Genomic DNA, 15,898 nt, shown 5'->3' on the forward strand with positions numbered 1-15,898 from the left:
GCCTAGAGCAGCAGGCCGACCTGGGTGCGTTTGGGCAACTTGCCGACCACCAGTTGATGGGAGCGCTTGAGCAATTCCTGCAGTTCCCCGGTGCCCAGGGGGTAGGGCGCCGTCATGGTGATCCAGTAGGCACGGGCCAGATAAGGTGCGGGGCGGATGCCCGGACGGTCGATATGGCCGAGGAACAGATCCTTGTCGACCTTGAATGACAGGGTGTCGCCGCTCAGGTTGAGCAGCGCGAACATCTTGGTCCCGGCAATGGAAAACACCCGTACGCCGCCCCATTTGTAGTCCTCCCGGGCTCCGGGCAGGTCAAGGCAGAAACGCGCCACTGCCTCCGCGTTCATCGTTGCTTCTTTCACAGGGTCTTGTCTCCGCATCCTTTGAATACTTCGGCCAGGTGATCGATCCAGGCCCGCACGGCCGGCAATACCCCGCGTCGATGGGGGTAGACCGCCTGCAACCAGCCGCCGGGCAACGACCACTGGGGCAGGATCCGCACAAACGTACCATTGGCCAGCTCTTCCTCGCAGTACAACATGGGCAGCACGGTAAAGCCCAGGCCGGCGAGTGCGCAGGCCTTGCGCACGACAAAGTCGTCCACTCCCAGACGGGCCTCGAGGCTCAACTCGCGTTTGTGTCCATCCTCGTCCAGCAGGCTCAGGTGGACCAGCCGGTCCGCCTCGAGGGCGCCGAGAATCGGCGCGTCCTTGAGATCCTCCAGGCTGTTGACCGGGTGTTCCTGCAGGAAGGCCGGCGTCGCCAGCATGAAGGTCTGTGCCTGGCGCAGCCGCCGGGTCACCAGCAACGGGTCTTCGTCGCCGTGTTCGCGGACCCGCAGGGCCACATCGATACCTTCGGTGACCAGGTCGACGCGGCGGTTGACCATCAACACTTCCAGCTGGACCAGCGGGTGCGCCGCGAGGAAGCTGGAAATCACCCACGGCATGAATTCCTGGGCCAGTCCCACCGGGCATGATACCCGCAGCCGCCCGCGGGGTTCGCTGGACATGCTGGCCACGGCCTCGTCGGCCATTTCCGCCTCCAGCAGCATCGCCTGGCAATGGCGCAGGTAGCGTTCGCCGACGGCGGTCAGTTTCAATTGCCGCGTGGTGCGTTGCAGCAGGCGTGCGCCGAGACGGTCCTCGAGTTCGGCGATGCGTCGCGACAGGCGCGACTTGGGAATCCCCAGCAAACGCCCGGCGGCGGCGAAGCCACCTGCTTCCACCACCTTGGCGAAGTAGTAGAGATCGTTGAGGTCCTGCATGATCGTTACTCGGTTGTTCTATGAGTGGGACAAACTATCGCATTTTAGCCGACTAATCAGCCATTGGTTTCACAAGTAGGATTATCTCAACTTGATCGCCGGGTGGCGATCCTCACTTGGAGATCCCACATGAAACTCTTGCATATCGATTCCAGCATCCTCGGTGACAACTCGGCCTCGCGCCAGCTGAGCCGTCGCGTGGTTGAAGCGTGGCAGGCCGCCGAGCCTTCGAGCGTGGTGACTTACCGTGACCTGGCCAACGACGCCATCAGCCACTTTTCCAGCCTGACCCTGGTCGCTGGTGGCACCGCCGCCGAGCTGCGTGACGCGGCCCAGCGCCATGAAGCCGAGCTCAGCGTTTCGACCATCGAGGAATTCCTCGCCGCCGACGCCATCGTGATCGCCGCGCCGATGTACAACTTCACCATCCCGACCCAGCTCAAGGCCTGGATCGATCGCATCGCCGTCGCCGGCAAGACCTTCCGCTACACCGAAAACGGCCCTGAAGGCCTGGCCGGTGGCAAGAAGCTGGTGATCGTGTCGACTTCCGGTGGCCTGCACGTCGGCCAGCCGACCGGTGTGGCTCACGAAGACTACCTGAAGGTGCTGTTCGGTTTCCTCGGCATCACCGACATCGAATTCGTCCGCGCCCACGGCCTGGGCTACGGTGAAGAGGTTCGCGCCAAGGCCATGAGCGACGCCCAGGCACTGATCAACGACACGTTGTTCGCCGCCGCGTAAAGCTTTTGTAAACGGGCAAGAAACTTCCGGTAACAAACACTAAACTCTGTACTCTGATCATGTGAATGATCAGGTACGGAGTTTTTTGCGTCTGGTGATCATGGTTTGGCGCGACTTATGCAATCTGATGATTGCTCTTCGGCATAGGCGCTCTGAAAAACCTCGAACAGTCAGTCGAAGTCTCAAGTGGAGCTTCAGTTTCAGGGAATGGCAGAGAAATTGGTGTGCTAATTACGCAGCAAAGGTGGGCATCCCCATGATGCGTCTTTGTGCAGTGTTACTGATCTGTTTGTCCGGCAGCCTCATGACGGTGCAGGCAGCCCCCCCGGCTCATTGGAGCGTGGGTTTCCATCGCCTGACGTTTCTTGATCCGCTGGATCTGCAGCCGATGAAGGCGATTGCCTTCTATCCGTCCACCGGGCGCGAACAGCCGAGCAAGATCGGCGGCTACACCATCCAGGCCAGCGAAGACTCGCGCATCGCCATCGGCCGCTATCCGCTGCTGATGCTGTCCCATGGCAATACCGGTACGCCGCTGGCCCTGCATGACCTGGCGACCTCGCTGGCGCGCAAGGGCTTTATCGTCGTGGCAGTGCTGCATCCGGGCGACAACTACAAGGATCACAGCCGCCTGGGGACCTTGAGCAACCTCTATGGTCGGCCGATGCAGATTTCCGAAGCCATCACCGCCACCCTCGGCGACCCGATGCTGTCGCCTTACGTCGAGGCGGAGCAGGTCGGGGTGATCGGTTATTCCGCCGGCGGCGAGACCGCGCTGATTCTTTCCGGTGCGCAACCGAACCTGGATCGCCTGCGGCGCTATTGCCAGGAGCGTCCGGAGGACAAGGACGCCTGCAACACCAAGGGTGAGCTGATCGTCGATCGCGACGACCTGCAGCCGGTTTCCGATCCGCGCGTCCATGCATTGATGCTGATGGCGCCCCTGGGGCTGATGTTCGGGCGCCACACCCTGGCCGATGTGCATGTGCCGGTGCTGATGTACAGCGGCGACGGCGACAAGCTGGTGTTCCCCGACAAGAATGCCGCGGCCCTGGCGCGCAAGCTGCCGGTGGCACCGCAGTTCAAGATGATCGCCGGGGCCGGGCACTTCGTGTTCATGGCACCCTGCAGCGAAGAGCAGCTCAAGGCCACGCCGGGCCTGTGCACCGATCCGGAAGGGGTCAACCGCGTGGATATCCATCGCGACCTGATCTCCGAGGCCGGACGCTTCTTCAGCAAGACCCTCAGCGTGCCGAACCGCGGCGGTATGCAGACCGCCGACCAGTGACTCAGCGTGCTGTCGGGCGACGCGCCAGCAGCACGGTGACGGACAGGCCGGTGATCGACAGCAGCGCCGCGGTGAAGAAAATCCACGCATAGCCCAGGTTCAGCGCCACCGCGCCCATCACCGGGCCGGCGATGGCCAGCGCCAGATCGAAAAACACCGCATAGGCGCTCAACCCCGCACCACGACTGGAGTTCGGCACCTGGCGGATGGCTTCCACGCCAATGGCCGGGTAGACCAGCGACAGGCCGAATCCGGCCAGCCCGGCCCCGGTCAAGGCCACCGCGGTGGACGGCGACAGCCAGAGCAGGGCCAGGCCCAGGGTTTCGATGCTCATGCAGGCGATCGCCACCTTGAAGCCGCCGAAGCGGTTGATGCTGCCGATGAAGAACAACCGCGCGAGGATGAAGCAGGTGCCGAAGACCGTCAGGCAATAGGCCGCGCCGGTCCAGCCGCGACTGATGTAGAACAGGGTGATAAAGGTGGTCAGGGTGCCGTAGCCGATGGACGCCAGGGTCAGGCTCGCGCCATAGGGCGCAATGCGTCCGAACACCGCCCAGAAGGGCAGGCGCTCGCCGCGCACCACCGGCACCGAGGGTTTGTTGCGGATCAGCAGCAGGGCGCCGGCGGCCAGCGTCGACAGGGCGATGCCAAGGCTGGCGAAGCCATGTTCGGCGACCATCAGTACACCCAGTGGCGCACCGATGGCGATGGCGCCATAGGAGGCGATACCGTTCCAGGAAATCACCCGGGCGGTCTGGTCGGCGCCGACCTGGCCGATCCCCCAGCTGATGGTGCCCACGCCGATCAGGCCCTGGGCGACCCCCAGCAGCAGGCGTCCGGCAATCAGGATGCCCAGGCTCAGCAGGGGCAGGTGTTGCACCAGGGTCGACAGCAGGGTCAGTCCGCCGCTGAGGAAAATCCCCGACAGGCCATAGATGATCGAACGCTTGGTGCCGATGCTATCGGCCATGCGCCCGGCCATGGGGCGGCTGAGGAGCGTGGCCAGGTACTGCGAGCCGATGGTCAGTCCGGCGATCACCGCGCTGAAGCCCAGTTGTTCATGCACATAGCCGGGCAAGACCGCGATCGGCAGGCCGATGCAGAGAAAGGCGACAAACGTGTAGAAGACGATGGAAACGATTTGCAGGGTGACAGTCAGGTTGCCGGGCTGGCGGGGAGGTTGCTGGGCGGACATGAGGGCTCGTTCGCGGGCGGGCGGTTGGAGAGCTTCATCATGGCGGGGTGGCGAGATAAAAGAAAGCAGGCTAACTAATTATTCTGGATCTGCGAAGCTGGAGGTTCAGCACGATCCCTGTAGGAGCTGGCTGGCCAGCGATGAGGCCTCAACGCCTTGCATCGTCCGTCCGGACGCCATCGCCAGCAAGCCGGCTCCTACAGGAGGGCGGGGTTAGAAGACCACGCCCTGGCTACGCAGGTAGTCGTCATAGGTGCCGCTGAAGTCGATCACGCCGCTCGGGCTCAGCTCGATGATGCGGGTGGCCAGGGACGAGACGAACTCGCGGTCGTGGCTGACGAAGATCAGCGTGCCCGGGTAGTTTTCCAGCGCCAGGTTGAGCGCCTCGATGGATTCCATGTCCAGGTGGTTGGTCGGTTCGTCCATCACCAGCACGTTGGGTTTTTGCAGGATCAGCTTGCCGAACAGCATGCGGCCTTGCTCGCCACCGGAAATCACCTTGACCGACTTGAGGATCTCGTCGTTGGAGAACAGCATGCGGCCGAGGGTGCCGCGTACCAGTTGCTCGCCACCCTGGGTCCACTGGCCCATCCAGTCGAACAGGTTGACGTCGTCTTCGAAGTCATGGGCGTGGTCCTGGGCGTAGTAGCCCAGCTCGGCGGCGTCGGTCCATTTCACCGTGCCGGCATCCGGGGTCAGTTCGTTGACCAGGGTGCGCAGCAGGGTGGTCTTGCCGATGCCGTTCGGGCCGATGATCGCCACGCGCTCGCCGGCTTCGACGGTGAAGCTGAAGTCCTTGAACAGCGTGACGCCGTCAAAGCCCTTGGCCATATGCTCGACGATGACCGCCTGGCGATGCAGCTTCTTGGTCTGTTCGAAGCGGATGAACGGGCTGACGCGGCTCGATGGCTTGACCTCGGCCAGCTGGATCTTGTCGATCTGCTTGGCGCGGGAAGTGGCCTGCTTGGCTTTCGAGGCGTTGGCCGAGAAGCGGCTGACGAACGATTGCAGCTCGGAAATCTGCGCCTTCTTCTTGGCGTTGTCCGACAGCAGTTGCTCGCGCGACTGGGTCGCCACGGTCATGTACTCGTCGTAGTTGCCCGGGAACAGGCGCAGCTCGCCGTAATCCAGGTCAGCCATGTGGGTGCACACGCTGTTCAGGAAGTGACGGTCGTGAGAGATGATGATCATCAGGCTGGAGCGCTGGGTCAGGATGTTTTCCAGCCAGCGGATGGTGTTGATGTCCAGGTGGTTGGTCGGCTCGTCGAGGAGCAGCACTTCCGGATCGGAGAACAGCGCCTGGGCCAGCAGTACCCGCAGCTTCCAGCCCGGGGACACTTCGCTCATCGGGCCGAAGTGCTGCTCGATGCCGATGCCCAGGCCCAGCAGCAGTTCGCCGGCACGGGATTCGGCGGTGTAGCCGTCCATCTCGGCGAACTCGGTTTCCAGCTCGGCCACGGCCATGCCGTCTTCTTCGGTCATTTCCGGCAGCGAGTAGATGCGGTCGCGCTCGGCCTTGACCTTCCACAGCTCTTCGTGACCCATGATCACGGTGTCGATCACGCTGAATTCTTCGTAGGCGAACTGATCCTGGCGCAGTTTACCCAGGCGCACGTTCGGCTCCAGCATGACCTGGCCGCCGGACGGCTCGAGGTCGCCGCCGAGGATTTTCATGAACGTGGACTTGCCGCACCCGTTGGCGCCGATCAGGCCGTAGCGGTTACCACTGCCGAATTTGACCGAAACGTTCTCGAAGAGCGGCTTGGCGCCGAACTGCATGGTGATGTTAGCTGTGGAGATCAATTACTTTACCTATCAATAGCTTAGGGTGCGCTTATTTGAGCGGGGACCAATTTGGGACCAATTTGGAGCTTTTCCATTTCGCCCCAATCTGAGCTTGAGTTGATCCAACGCGCATAAGTCGAGAGCAGCATCTGCACACTGTGGCCGAGCTGCTGGGAGATGAAGGCGGGGTTCATGCCAGACATAATGCATATTGTCGCATAGGTGTGACGACAGTTGTATGGCGGCCGACGACGGATATTCAGCGCCTTCAGCGTCGGGACCCGCTGTTTGTGCAGGTCGGGCGTCTGTTTCACGCACGCCGGGCTCTTCGAGGGCGGGAAAATGAAAGGCGTCTCCAGCACTCTCCCTTCCCTTTCTTCCGGCGTTCCGCGTACTCCCTTGCAAATTGCAGCACGTGCATGGCGCGGTCATTCAGCAAAACGAAGCGCTCTCCGCCCGTTTTCGTGCGCTCCACCACTTCCCCCAAGGCTATCCCGCGACACACATGGGCCGTCTTCTTCTCTTCGTCAACAGCATCCCAGCGTAGCGCCAGGGCCTCGGACAGACGCATTCCTGTAAAAAACACAAACTCAAAAAATGTCGCATAGATCATGCTGGACCAATGTTCATGCTCGTACATCTTGGCGATGATCTCGTTCGCCTCGTCCAGGGTGAACGGGGCGATTTCTTTCTTGTTGCGCTTGGACAGCTCCAGGATCGCCGCCGGGTCCTTCGGGATCAGTTCCTCGGACACAGCGGAGTTCAGGATTGTCGATAGCTTCGAGATGGCGTTGCGCTTCACTCCTGGCGACTTCCACTCCCTGGAAGCCATGATCCGGCGGAGCGGCGTGGCGGTGAAGTACTCGACGCACCAGGAGCGCAAGCACGGTGCCATTCTGGGTTTGCTGAACTCGGTAAAAACGCCCGCGCCGAAACGCTTTCGTGAATGTGCCGTACTGACTCGGGCCATTCCGCAAGTGGTGGGGGCCGAGGGCAAGCGCTCCGCCGCAGTGCTGCCGGCCGCCTGAAACGGCATCACCAATTCGATGGCGCTCGTCGATCCGCAAGGCGCTGGATGACGTAAACGAGGTGCTTATTTCCGCTCAGGAGGTGCTGGATGCAGAGGGTTTAATCGAAAGTTATCTGGCATAGCAAAAAGCCATTGCAAAGAGTGAGAAAGTGAGAGAGCATTTATCAATTATGTCGATTTTGCGTGTAATTATCGCATAAGCGACATCGAATCAAATGGTTTGATATTTGCCGGCCTCTTTAAAATAAATTTTGAGCGATCATGGAAGACAAAGACCAAGTGGAGCTGGTGATTAGCTCGGAGGAAGATGCGTTTCACTACCTGATGCTCGCGAGCAAAGGCGAATTCGCGGGGAAGGACGTATCCTTCGAGTTCAACAACTGGCCGCGTCTTGATATAAATATTAAGGGCGATCGCTACAAAAGCACTCTTCCCACAGGCGTCATGAAAGGCCTAATCGAATATCAGGGAGTGATTAATCGAGCTTTTGCTCTCTTGGGCGATCACACATCAGCAAAATCCATCTCCGAAAGTGAGCGTCAAAATCTTGAAGTTGTGTTTGAGGTCTCTGAGGGCAGTTCTGATATATCTAGCTTAATTCCCGATCAGCTTTGGGCAATTGCGGAGCAGGCAATGTTAACTATGTCTGGAACTGAGTTGGTTGTAATTGTGCTCGGTGTGGCGTTGATCATAGGTCTTACAAAAATAGGGCTTTCAAAGCTTAAAAATAATGCGGAGCTTGCATCTGAAAAGCTTAAGTACGACTTCGCGAAAGATATAGTCGAGAAAAATGTAAAACTAAGTCAGGTGAGCTCTGATTTGAATAAAGCAATGCTCGCCGTGATTAAGGGTGCTCACGACGCAAATTTTATGCGCATTGGCGGAATTACTCTTGACGGAGCGGAGATCGAAAGCCTTTCCAAAAGGAAAAGATCTTCGACAGAAAAACGTCGTATTGATGATTTTTTTCTAGTCAAAAAGCTTCAAGCTACAGATACAAAGTGGAAGATTCTTTTTCAGCATGATAAATATGGTTATATAAAAGTTGATCTATATAAAAACCAAGAGACGGATAGGGTTTTTGACGATATACAAGATGCCTTCCGTAAAAGCAGTGCGGTTTCTCTGTATATTCTTGGAGCGTTTAAAGGTGACACCTTAGTATCAGCGATCATCGTCGGCTCCCCTACGCTAGGACTGTTATTTGATGACGAAGGTTATTAATAATTACCCATAAGCCCCGAGAGCCCGCATTCGCGGGCTTTTTGGGGAAAAAAGTGGATCCTACAGACCTCGGCCCAGGAACCGCTACCTAGTTAGGCGGTAGCGCCACCGTTGTGTTAGGCGGCCTGCTCTGGCTGTGCAGGTTCCTTTCGAAGGATGCGACCGAGCGGGCCATGTACAGTGCCGACATAGGCACCTTGAGGCGACTGAACAAACTGCTGAACCAGGAGCGCTCCGCGTGCAAAGAGGCCGAGGCCCGTGCTGATCTGCTCGCCACGGAACGACCCTGCCGCTGCCGTTGGCCGTATGGAAGGCAAGATCGAAGCGCTGACCAGTCAGGTCGCCCAACTCACTGATCGGGTGACAGCAGAATGACGAGATAACTCGCCTGCACACTAAGCAGGGAGGAATTGCCTGATGGACAGATGTGCATTGGAATTCATCGCACGCCGCTGGGGGGCGCCGGACTAATATCTGGGCCATCGCCGTTAGGTTGGTGGGCGGTGGGTTGATGCTGGGTTATCAAGCCGCGTACTGGTCGCTCGCCGAAAAGCAGAGCAACTAGATCGCCGACATACGCAAGGCCTACGACACCGCGATGAACGAGCGGGATAAGCGCCTGGAAGAGCTGACCCGCAGGGCCGGCACTGCCGCTGACAAGGTAACCAAGACCCCGACCACTGCGGTCCAGGCTGCGGACAAGGCGGATGAAGCCCTCAACCAGGCAACCTAATAACCCGCGCCACGTTTTTGAATGCGCCAAATCGTGACGTCACTTTTTGCGTCTATCGTGGCTGGTTTTGGGGTAGCTGGGAATTCAGGCGGTTGCAAAGGGCTTGGGCGTCGGCCTCGGTATCAAACTCGCCAAGGTAGTCGCCGGTCCTAGTGTCGACTGCCTTAAAGCAGTGCGCAGGAAGGGGAAGGGGATCTACCGGCTGACCGGGGCGCTTTGCCTGTATCAGAGCCTTTACTCGCGGTCTCTGTTGAACGATGAATACGATATCCATAAGTGGGTAACCCCTTTTGAGTATCCCACATCACTTACTGACATAAAGCCGAAATTTCAAGCCCAGGCTGAAACCTCTATAACGACCATTACCTAAAAAGACGGCGTGATTGCCTGTGACTCGCGCCAGACCCGAAACGATCACATCGTTTCTGACAGTGCACCAACGTGCTAAATCGTCGGGGGGGGGGGGGGGGGGGGGCAGCGTCTTCCTATCAGGCGCCGTATGCGATGATAAGGCTTTGATCGCCGCCTTTCGGAACTCTATCTTCAGTTCCTGTTGAGTGCTCAGGCTATGTCGTTGATGGCGGCAAGCTGATGATGGTCGGTAATGACGACAAGACAGGCATCTGGAAGCAGAATCTCGCTCCGGAAAACCCTGACGCCATCGGTAGTGGCGCCCAATATGCCATTGCTGCAATGGACAGGGGGGTAAGCGCAGAGGATACGGTGCGCGTTGCGATGAAATGGGATATCTGCACTGGCGGCGCAGTTAGCACCGTGATCATTGAACTGGTCACGGCGGGATAGGTGTGCCACAGGTGAGTGCGGCACGTATCGATCATTCAGCTTTCAGTGCATCTTGTATCAGGTCGGCATATCCCGACAAGTTGTTCAGTTCCCATTGAAGTTGATTCGCACCACTGGAATTCAAAACCTTGGCCTCAATGAGTTTCAGCGCAGCTGCTACTGCTGCCTCGCGAGCTTTTACCGGGTCAGGGTACCCGTTGAAATCAGTAACGACCAAATCTTTGTAAAGATCCGACATACCATCTTCCTTGCTGTGAATTGATCCTTACCAATACCGGCAACGCTCCACTATTTCAAGCGAGAGGGCGAAAAGTGCAAAGGCCGCTTCCGCCAAAATCGTTACTTGAGTTGTCCGAACTATCCGACTTCGGCATCCACCTGACTCCTGCGCCTGAGGTTTGGGAATGGCTACACGCCGAGGTCCTTGTCGACACTGGCAGCATTCACAACGAAGACCACGCCCACCTACTGGATGCAGACATCCGGGTCATGTGGGCATCGTCGAGCTTCAACAAGCAGGGTCGCACAATCCTGGGCCAGGTCGAGTTAGTGGCTTTCCGTGCAGGTGGCCAGCAGAAAACCCGGATGGAGCAGCAGATGTGTGATTGGTTCGGCGACGTGCCGGCTTTCATCATCACCCTGGCTGCTGACTACTGCGCCTAGTGCAGTGACACCGACTTCTGTGCCTTGGTCGAGCAGAGCTGTACCACATCCGACAGCCTGGAAGTGAAGGTGAGGGCACTTTTGGCGGAGCGCCGGCAGAGGATCGAGTTCGAGAGAGCGCTAGAGGCTGCAGCAAAGTCTTGCAACTAAGTAGAGCTTGATTCGCTTTAGTTTCGGGTGATATCACGTTGGCTTCACCCCTAAGCCAGGAGGCTCGAAATGTCCGTTTCTTTTGCAACGAGCAAACCCCAAGCGTTGCTTGATACCTTCAAAAAACGCGTAAATCAGGATGCGCAGAAGGACAAGATCACGACCTGGGAGGAAAACAAGCAAGGCAACTTCACGCATAAGGCCAGCCAAGTGTCTAAGCAGGCTTGGATGTGCCCAACGGTGGGTGACAACGCTTTGATTTTCAACATTCGCGCACCGAAGGGTGAGCCCATCAGTGATTATGTGTATGCGTATTATCACGGCCACTTGACTGAGACCTTCATTACTCACTTCAAAAGCTTCTTCAGTACAGCTGGCAGCACCGCTGCAGCTTCGAAAGGCGACAATATCAAAGGTGAGTACCCTGGCTGATTCCGGAGGCGGCGCCGGTGGCACTGGCTAGCGCCCGCGCCATCTGCAAAGGTTGAGCGGATATCAGGTGTGATTCCAGCAACAAGCACGTCTAAGTCATCCGCATACCACTGCATCATTCTCTGACGTCTGGAAGGTATGCCGCTATGTTGTAAACACCGGAAACTCCCTCCTTGTGGGCCTACAGTGACTCCATGAAGTTTTTTTCAAAACGTGTTCGTCCGGCAGAGGTTTAGCTGTATGCCGCAGGCGTTGATCGGCGCCGCTCTGGCGGTGGCCCAGGACGTTCACTCGTTCGCATTTGACCTGAAGTTGGTGTCGAGCCTGATCACGCTCCGGCAATACTAGGGCGCCCATATTGACCAGCTTTTCGGTGTTCTTACGGCTTGGGAAAACTGCCTGTTCAGACGCATGACCTATTTTGAACTGGTTTATGTACAGTAATCGAGGCCATGGGTTTCAGCGAGGTTGAGGCGACGAGATGTATCACTTGAAGTGGTGGTGTTCGTTCGGCAGGACGCCGGGAGGGCTGGTTATGCAGTTTCGGCATGTGTAGAAATTTCCCTACTGGGACCAGTCTTGGACTTCGCGGGTGCATTTTTGTGCGCTATTGATGGTTACTCACGTTGCCTTCATCCAGCAAATACTGATCACCAGAATGCATTTTATACCGACTGGTGATGTTAGCTGTGGAGATCAAGGAGCTTACCTATCAATAACTGAACTGTGGCCGGAGGCTGCAGATACCCGTTCGATATCCGTTTGCAACGTTTCCAGCTCGCTCCAACCGGAGCGTGAGGTTATCCAGCGGGCATAAGTCGACAGCAAGCTACGCACGTGAGGGCCGAGTTGCCGTGATGTGAATGCGGGGTGGGTGCCAGACATTTCGCCTATTGTCGCATACGCGAGACGACAGTTATATGGCGGCTGATCGTTGATTCGGCGCTTTTGTGCGCGATGGCGCGGCTGGGCACGCGGTTTTCGGGTCTGGTGGTGGGTAGCCGGCGGGGCGTCCGGCGACGTACGGCCGGTCAATCGGCCTCGACCGGGTGTATGGTGGGGCGGCAATCCTCGGATATCTCTACGTGAAGGGAGGTGGCTATGAGCGTTTCTCTGCTCTCGAAGATGCATGTCAACGGCTATGAAGTAATCCACGCCAGCGGCGGTCCCTGGAAGGTGCGCACCCAGGCGGATCGGTTGAGTTCGTTCGGCACCCGGGAAGAAGCCATGGCCTATGTGGTGTCGCTGCCGATGCACAAGGTGCGGCCGGCGAAAAACAGCCGATAACCGATGCGTTGACGCGCTTGAACCCCGGCACCGCCGGGGTTTTCTGCGTTCGTGACAGCGCCTGTGCGCGGCGAGGCACGCGGCTTACCAGCTCATGCGCACACCGATAGTCGCGGAGACGGCTTCCTGCTGGCGGGCATCGATATTGCTGCCGTACTCGACGCTGGTGTAGAGGCTGACATCGCGGCTCAGTTTCGCCACCACGCCGGCACCGAAGTCCAGGGTACTGCCGGTATGGTCGGTCTTGATCGGGTAACCGTCGAAGGTGGCGGTATCGCGTCCCTTGAAGTCGTGCCAGAGATTGCCGCGTACATAGGGTTCGAGGGGCACCTCGCCGGCGACGTACGAGCCTTTGGCGCGCACGCCAACGCGACCTTTCAGATATTCCTGGGTGTCGAAGCCGACCCGCGAGATGCCGTCGTCATCGTTGTCCATCGAGACCTTCTGGCCGATCAGCTGGACCTGGGGCTCGATGACCCAGCGCTCGGATACCGGCAGCGGATAGCCGCTTTCCACGGAGAGCGTCACGGCATGCCCCTTGAGGTCGAGTTTGACACCGCGGTCGGAGCGGGCCTTGCCGTTGTAGCGCGTGCCCATGGCGACGGTGTCGACATACCAGTCGGTGGGGCCGATCAAGGTCCAGTAGGCGCCCAGGCTGTCGCCGTTGAGGCGCAGGTCGCCGGCTTCGCGATCCTGGAAACCACCGGTGAAACCCCGTACGTCACCGTCCAGGCGGGCATGGCTGACGAACAGCCCGGCATGTTGCCGGTAGCCGTCCGCGCTGGTCGACCCGAAGAGGTCGTGACCGGCCTGGAAGCCCCAGATCGTGCTGTCGAGGCTCGGGTTCACATCCCCCGACCAGCTCTGCCGCGAACGGCTGGCGAAGGTGCGCGCCCAGCCGGCCGGCAGGTCGCCGTTTTCGCGCAACAGGTCCTGCTCGCCCTGGCGCTCATGGAAAGTGCCCAGCGTGGTCTGCGCGAGTAGCGCGGCGGCCGGGGTGACGACTGCGTCGATCGGCACCTCGGGACGGTAGAAGGGAATGGTTTCTCCGGGTTCGGGCGTCGGCAGGCCGGGGAAGACCGGGGTCGGCAGCGGCGTGACCGGCCCTTCCGGGCTCGGCCCGGTCACGGCGGAGCGCAGGTACCAGTTGTTTTCCGTGCCGGCGGTGACCCCGCCCTTGAACAGGTAGTAGTCGAAGGCACCGGCGGATGCCGGGCTCGCCATGCTGAAGGCATTGGCGCTGCTGGTGGCGCCCTGGTTGGCCTCGACCACCTGGATACCGTTCTGCAGGGTCTCGGCACCGCCGCCGCCGAGGTTGCTGACCTCGATGGCGGTCGTGCCGGACAGCGTACCCTGGGACACCACCAGCCGGTCGGAGGGTGAGTCATCGCCGGCGAGGATACTGTGCAGTTTCAGGTGGCCGCTGTTGCCGACATAGTTGCCGACTACCGTGAAACGGTCGTCGGCCTGCGCGCCGCCGCTGGTGAGGTTGATCGTACCGGCGTTGGTCAGGGTGACATTCTGCCCGGCGGTGAAGGCCCTGAGCACGCCGCTGTGGGAGCTGAGGCTGCTGCTGGCATCGATATCCAGGGTGCCCGTGCCGGTGCCGGTGTCTCCCAGGACCAGGCTGTCATTGAGGGTCATCTGGCTGCCCTGGGTAAGGCTCACCGTTTCCCAGTTGACGTAGCGCGCGCCATTGATCGGCGTACTGGCCTGGAACGTCAACTGATCGGTGCCTTCTCCGCCATCCACCGAGGGGTTGGAGGAGAGGGTCGCATCCGAGAGACCGTCGAGCAGCGCCCGGTCATTGTCGAGCCCCATCAGGATGGCCCCGCGGATGATGCCGGCGTTGCGCCAGTTGAAGAAGTCCGCGCCGGCGCTCATGCGGATTTCGCCGTTTATTGTCCCGTCGCTGACCAGGATCTGATCGTCGCCACCGCTGACACTGATGTTGCCGCCGATGGTTCCGCCCTTGACGAGGATGGTGTCCTTGCCGAAGCCGGTCACCAGGTTGCCGACGATCGTGCCGCCTTCCATGTCGAACAGGTTGTCGTCCAGTTTCATGTCGACGCGCCCGATGGACCCGCCCGTCATGTGAGCCCTGTCGCCATCCTCGAACTCATCGACGATGACCCCGCCGCTCATCTCGAAGGTGTCCAGGCCGTCCCCCTGGTGGAGTGACTGGATCTGTCCGCCGGTCATGGTGAAATTGTCGATTCCACTGCCTTCATCGACATCACCGTGGATCGTGCCACCACCGATGACGACCCGATCGTTGCCTGTGCCGAAGACCACGGGGCCGGTGATGCTGCCGGTGCCGCCGGTGGGCATCGTCAGGCTGTTGTTGCCGGCGTTGTCGACGAGTGTCGGGGCGGTTCCGCTGTCGCAGGTGTAGTCATCGTTGCCGGCGGTGGGAGGAGCGAAGGTGCAGGCGGCGCGAGCGCCTTGCAGGGTCAGGAGGAAGAGAAACACAACGCAGAGAGGGCGAAACAGGAAATAAGGCATCGCATTTATCCTTTTTTCAAGGATAGGGCGTAGCCACCACGGCGCATGTTGAGGGCCCTACGCGCTCAACATGGGTGTTTGTGGGGGGTTATAACGTAAAAAAGACCTGCGCATAACTGTCAAAGTTGACAGGTTATGCCCGTGGCAAAACAGGCGTAATGTGAGAGGTTTGGTCCAGTGCTTTTTTCGTCGGGACACCGCCAGGCCAGCTTTTTCGCGATGTTGCCGCCGATTTGTTGAAGCATTCTGTCATATGAAATTTTTCCGTGGCGCGAACCTCGGGCGTAGGGTGTTATCCAATTCTTGATGGGCTGTTTGCAGCCAATAATGAATTCATCCTTCGAGAGAGGCGTCATGAACAGACTTGTCTTCGGTCTGACCCCCTTGCTGGTCATCGGCCTGTTGGTCGTCGCCGTCCCCGCCGACGGCGCGGTGGCGGATCCGGCACCGCCTGCCACCTTGCTGCTGGCGCAGAACCTGCCCAACAGCGACAACCCCTATAACAGCCCGATTCGCCGCGCCAATCCCAACAGCCGGCAAGGCTCCGAGTCAGCCACGCCGCCTGTACGCGGCCCCGGTACCCAACCGACGCCGCGCCCTTCGACGATCGAGAACGGGGCGATCCGCAATGGTTACCCGCGTGACCAGCAGGCGCCGATGGCGGTGCCGATCCAGCCCGGGACCCGTGCCGATCCGAACCAGCGCCGCTGAGGCGGGTGGGCGGCAGTGTTTTTTTCTCCCTCCATAAGGAAATGCCCATGTTGCTGAAAACACTCCTGGCGACTTTGTGCACC

Annotated in this window: 15 protein-coding genes and 4 pseudogenes; 12 read left to right on the forward strand and 7 right to left on the reverse strand. The window is 59.4% G+C overall.

Translation table 11 applies throughout. The features are described from left to right. Positions 1 to 2 precede the first annotated feature (2 nt). Positions 3 to 347, reverse strand: a complete 345-nt coding sequence (locus HX881_RS01195; protein ID WP_177082247.1) for an MmcQ/YjbR family DNA-binding protein — start codon at positions 345 to 347, stop codon at positions 3 to 5. A gap of 11 nt (positions 348 to 358) precedes the next feature. Then, positions 359 to 1,267, reverse strand: a complete 909-nt coding sequence (locus HX881_RS01200; protein ID WP_017127366.1) for a LysR substrate-binding domain-containing protein — start codon at positions 1,265 to 1,267, stop codon at positions 359 to 361. A 129-nt stretch (positions 1,268 to 1,396) separates the two neighbouring features. Between HX881_RS01200 and HX881_RS01205 the strand changes: the two genes are divergently transcribed. Together HX881_RS01205 and HX881_RS01210 are read left to right on the forward strand one after the other, a co-directional pair. Then, positions 1,397 to 2,008 carry an FMN-dependent NADH-azoreductase gene (locus HX881_RS01205; RefSeq protein ID WP_017127365.1) on the forward strand — a complete coding sequence of 204 codons (612 nt, stop codon included), beginning with the start codon at positions 1,397 to 1,399 and terminating at the stop codon, positions 2,006 to 2,008. A gap of 256 nt (positions 2,009 to 2,264) precedes the next feature. Continuing rightward, entirely contained in the window at positions 2,265 to 3,296 is a 1,032-nt protein-coding gene (locus HX881_RS01210) for an alpha/beta hydrolase family protein (protein WP_103032569.1), read from the forward strand. Position 3,297: 1 nt separating this feature from the next. On the opposite strand, the gene HX881_RS01215 is transcribed toward HX881_RS01210, so the two are convergent. The 3 genes and pseudogenes from HX881_RS01215 to HX881_RS01225 form a co-directional block, all read right to left on the reverse strand. After that, entirely contained in the window at positions 3,298 to 4,491 is a 1,194-nt protein-coding gene (locus HX881_RS01215; RefSeq protein WP_017127363.1) for an MFS transporter, read from the reverse strand. A 213-nt stretch (positions 4,492 to 4,704) separates the two neighbouring features. Next, a complete protein-coding gene (locus tag HX881_RS01220) occupies positions 4,705 to 6,294 on the reverse strand; it encodes an ABC-F family ATPase (protein ID WP_083875394.1) in 1,590 nt (529 codons plus the stop codon). Between the two features lie 20 nt (positions 6,295 to 6,314). Beyond that, positions 6,315 to 7,132, reverse strand: a pseudogene (locus HX881_RS01225) (tyrosine-type recombinase/integrase); the annotation flags it as partial. Here HX881_RS01225 and HX881_RS32685 point away from each other — a divergent pair. The 5 genes and pseudogenes from HX881_RS32685 to HX881_RS32690 all read left to right on the forward strand — a co-directional run bounded on the left by HX881_RS32685 (position 7,068) and on the right by HX881_RS32690 (position 10,067). Next, the gene (locus HX881_RS32685) at positions 7,068 to 7,304 is read left to right on the forward strand and encodes a hypothetical protein (RefSeq protein ID WP_246356465.1); all 237 of its coding nucleotides are present in this window, start codon (positions 7,068 to 7,070) and stop codon (positions 7,302 to 7,304) included. The pseudogene HX881_RS01225 and the gene HX881_RS32685 sit on opposite strands and share 65 nt — an antisense overlap. 263 nt (positions 7,305 to 7,567) lie before the next feature. Next, positions 7,568 to 8,530, forward strand: a complete 963-nt coding sequence (locus HX881_RS01235; RefSeq protein ID WP_177082249.1) for a hypothetical protein — start codon at positions 7,568 to 7,570, stop codon at positions 8,528 to 8,530. Positions 8,531 to 8,643: 113 nt separating this feature from the next. Then, a pseudogene (locus HX881_RS01240) lies at positions 8,644 to 8,948 on the forward strand (chemotaxis protein). A 180-nt stretch (positions 8,949 to 9,128) separates the two neighbouring features. After that, a complete protein-coding gene (locus tag HX881_RS33095; protein ID WP_425503431.1) occupies positions 9,129 to 9,263 on the forward strand; it encodes a hypothetical protein in 135 nt (44 codons plus the stop codon). A gap of 591 nt (positions 9,264 to 9,854) precedes the next feature. Continuing rightward, a complete protein-coding gene (locus tag HX881_RS32690) occupies positions 9,855 to 10,067 on the forward strand; it encodes an Ntn hydrolase family protein (protein ID WP_246356421.1) in 213 nt (70 codons plus the stop codon). 31 nt (positions 10,068 to 10,098) lie between these two features. On the opposite strand, the gene HX881_RS01255 is transcribed toward HX881_RS32690, so the two are convergent. Further along, positions 10,099 to 10,305, reverse strand: a complete 207-nt coding sequence (locus HX881_RS01255; RefSeq protein ID WP_246356422.1) for a hypothetical protein — start codon at positions 10,303 to 10,305, stop codon at positions 10,099 to 10,101. Between the two features lie 74 nt (positions 10,306 to 10,379). On the opposite strand from HX881_RS01255, the pseudogene HX881_RS01260 reads away from it, so the two are divergent. The 4 genes and pseudogenes from HX881_RS01260 to HX881_RS01270 form a co-directional block, all read left to right on the forward strand. Beyond that, positions 10,380 to 10,727: pseudogene (locus HX881_RS01260) on the forward strand (putative metallopeptidase); the annotation flags it as partial. Positions 10,728 to 10,778: 51 nt separating this feature from the next. Further along, a pseudogene (locus HX881_RS33100) lies at positions 10,779 to 10,880 on the forward strand (hypothetical protein); the annotation flags it as partial. Between the two features lie 69 nt (positions 10,881 to 10,949). Further along, complete coding sequence (locus HX881_RS01265) at positions 10,950 to 11,312, forward strand: hypothetical protein (RefSeq protein WP_177082251.1); 363 nt, start codon at positions 10,950 to 10,952, stop codon at positions 11,310 to 11,312. Positions 11,313 to 12,413: 1,101 nt separating this feature from the next. Beyond that, entirely contained in the window at positions 12,414 to 12,599 is a 186-nt protein-coding gene (locus HX881_RS01270; protein ID WP_017127361.1) for a hypothetical protein, read from the forward strand. Positions 12,600 to 12,683: 84 nt separating this feature from the next. Here the strand turns inward: HX881_RS01270 and HX881_RS01275 are convergent, their stop codons facing one another. After that, positions 12,684 to 15,104, reverse strand: a complete 2,421-nt coding sequence (locus HX881_RS01275) for an autotransporter family protein (protein ID WP_177082253.1) — start codon at positions 15,102 to 15,104, stop codon at positions 12,684 to 12,686. 354 nt (positions 15,105 to 15,458) lie between these two features. Between HX881_RS01275 and HX881_RS01280 the strand changes: the two genes are divergently transcribed. Then, the gene (locus tag HX881_RS01280) at positions 15,459 to 15,815 is read left to right on the forward strand and encodes a hypothetical protein (protein WP_177082255.1); all 357 of its coding nucleotides are present in this window, start codon (positions 15,459 to 15,461) and stop codon (positions 15,813 to 15,815) included. Positions 15,816 to 15,898 lie beyond the last annotated feature (83 nt).

This window comes from Pseudomonas gingeri, assembly GCF_013386115.1.
GTDB lineage: Bacteria > Pseudomonadota > Gammaproteobacteria > Pseudomonadales > Pseudomonadaceae > Aquipseudomonas > Aquipseudomonas gingeri.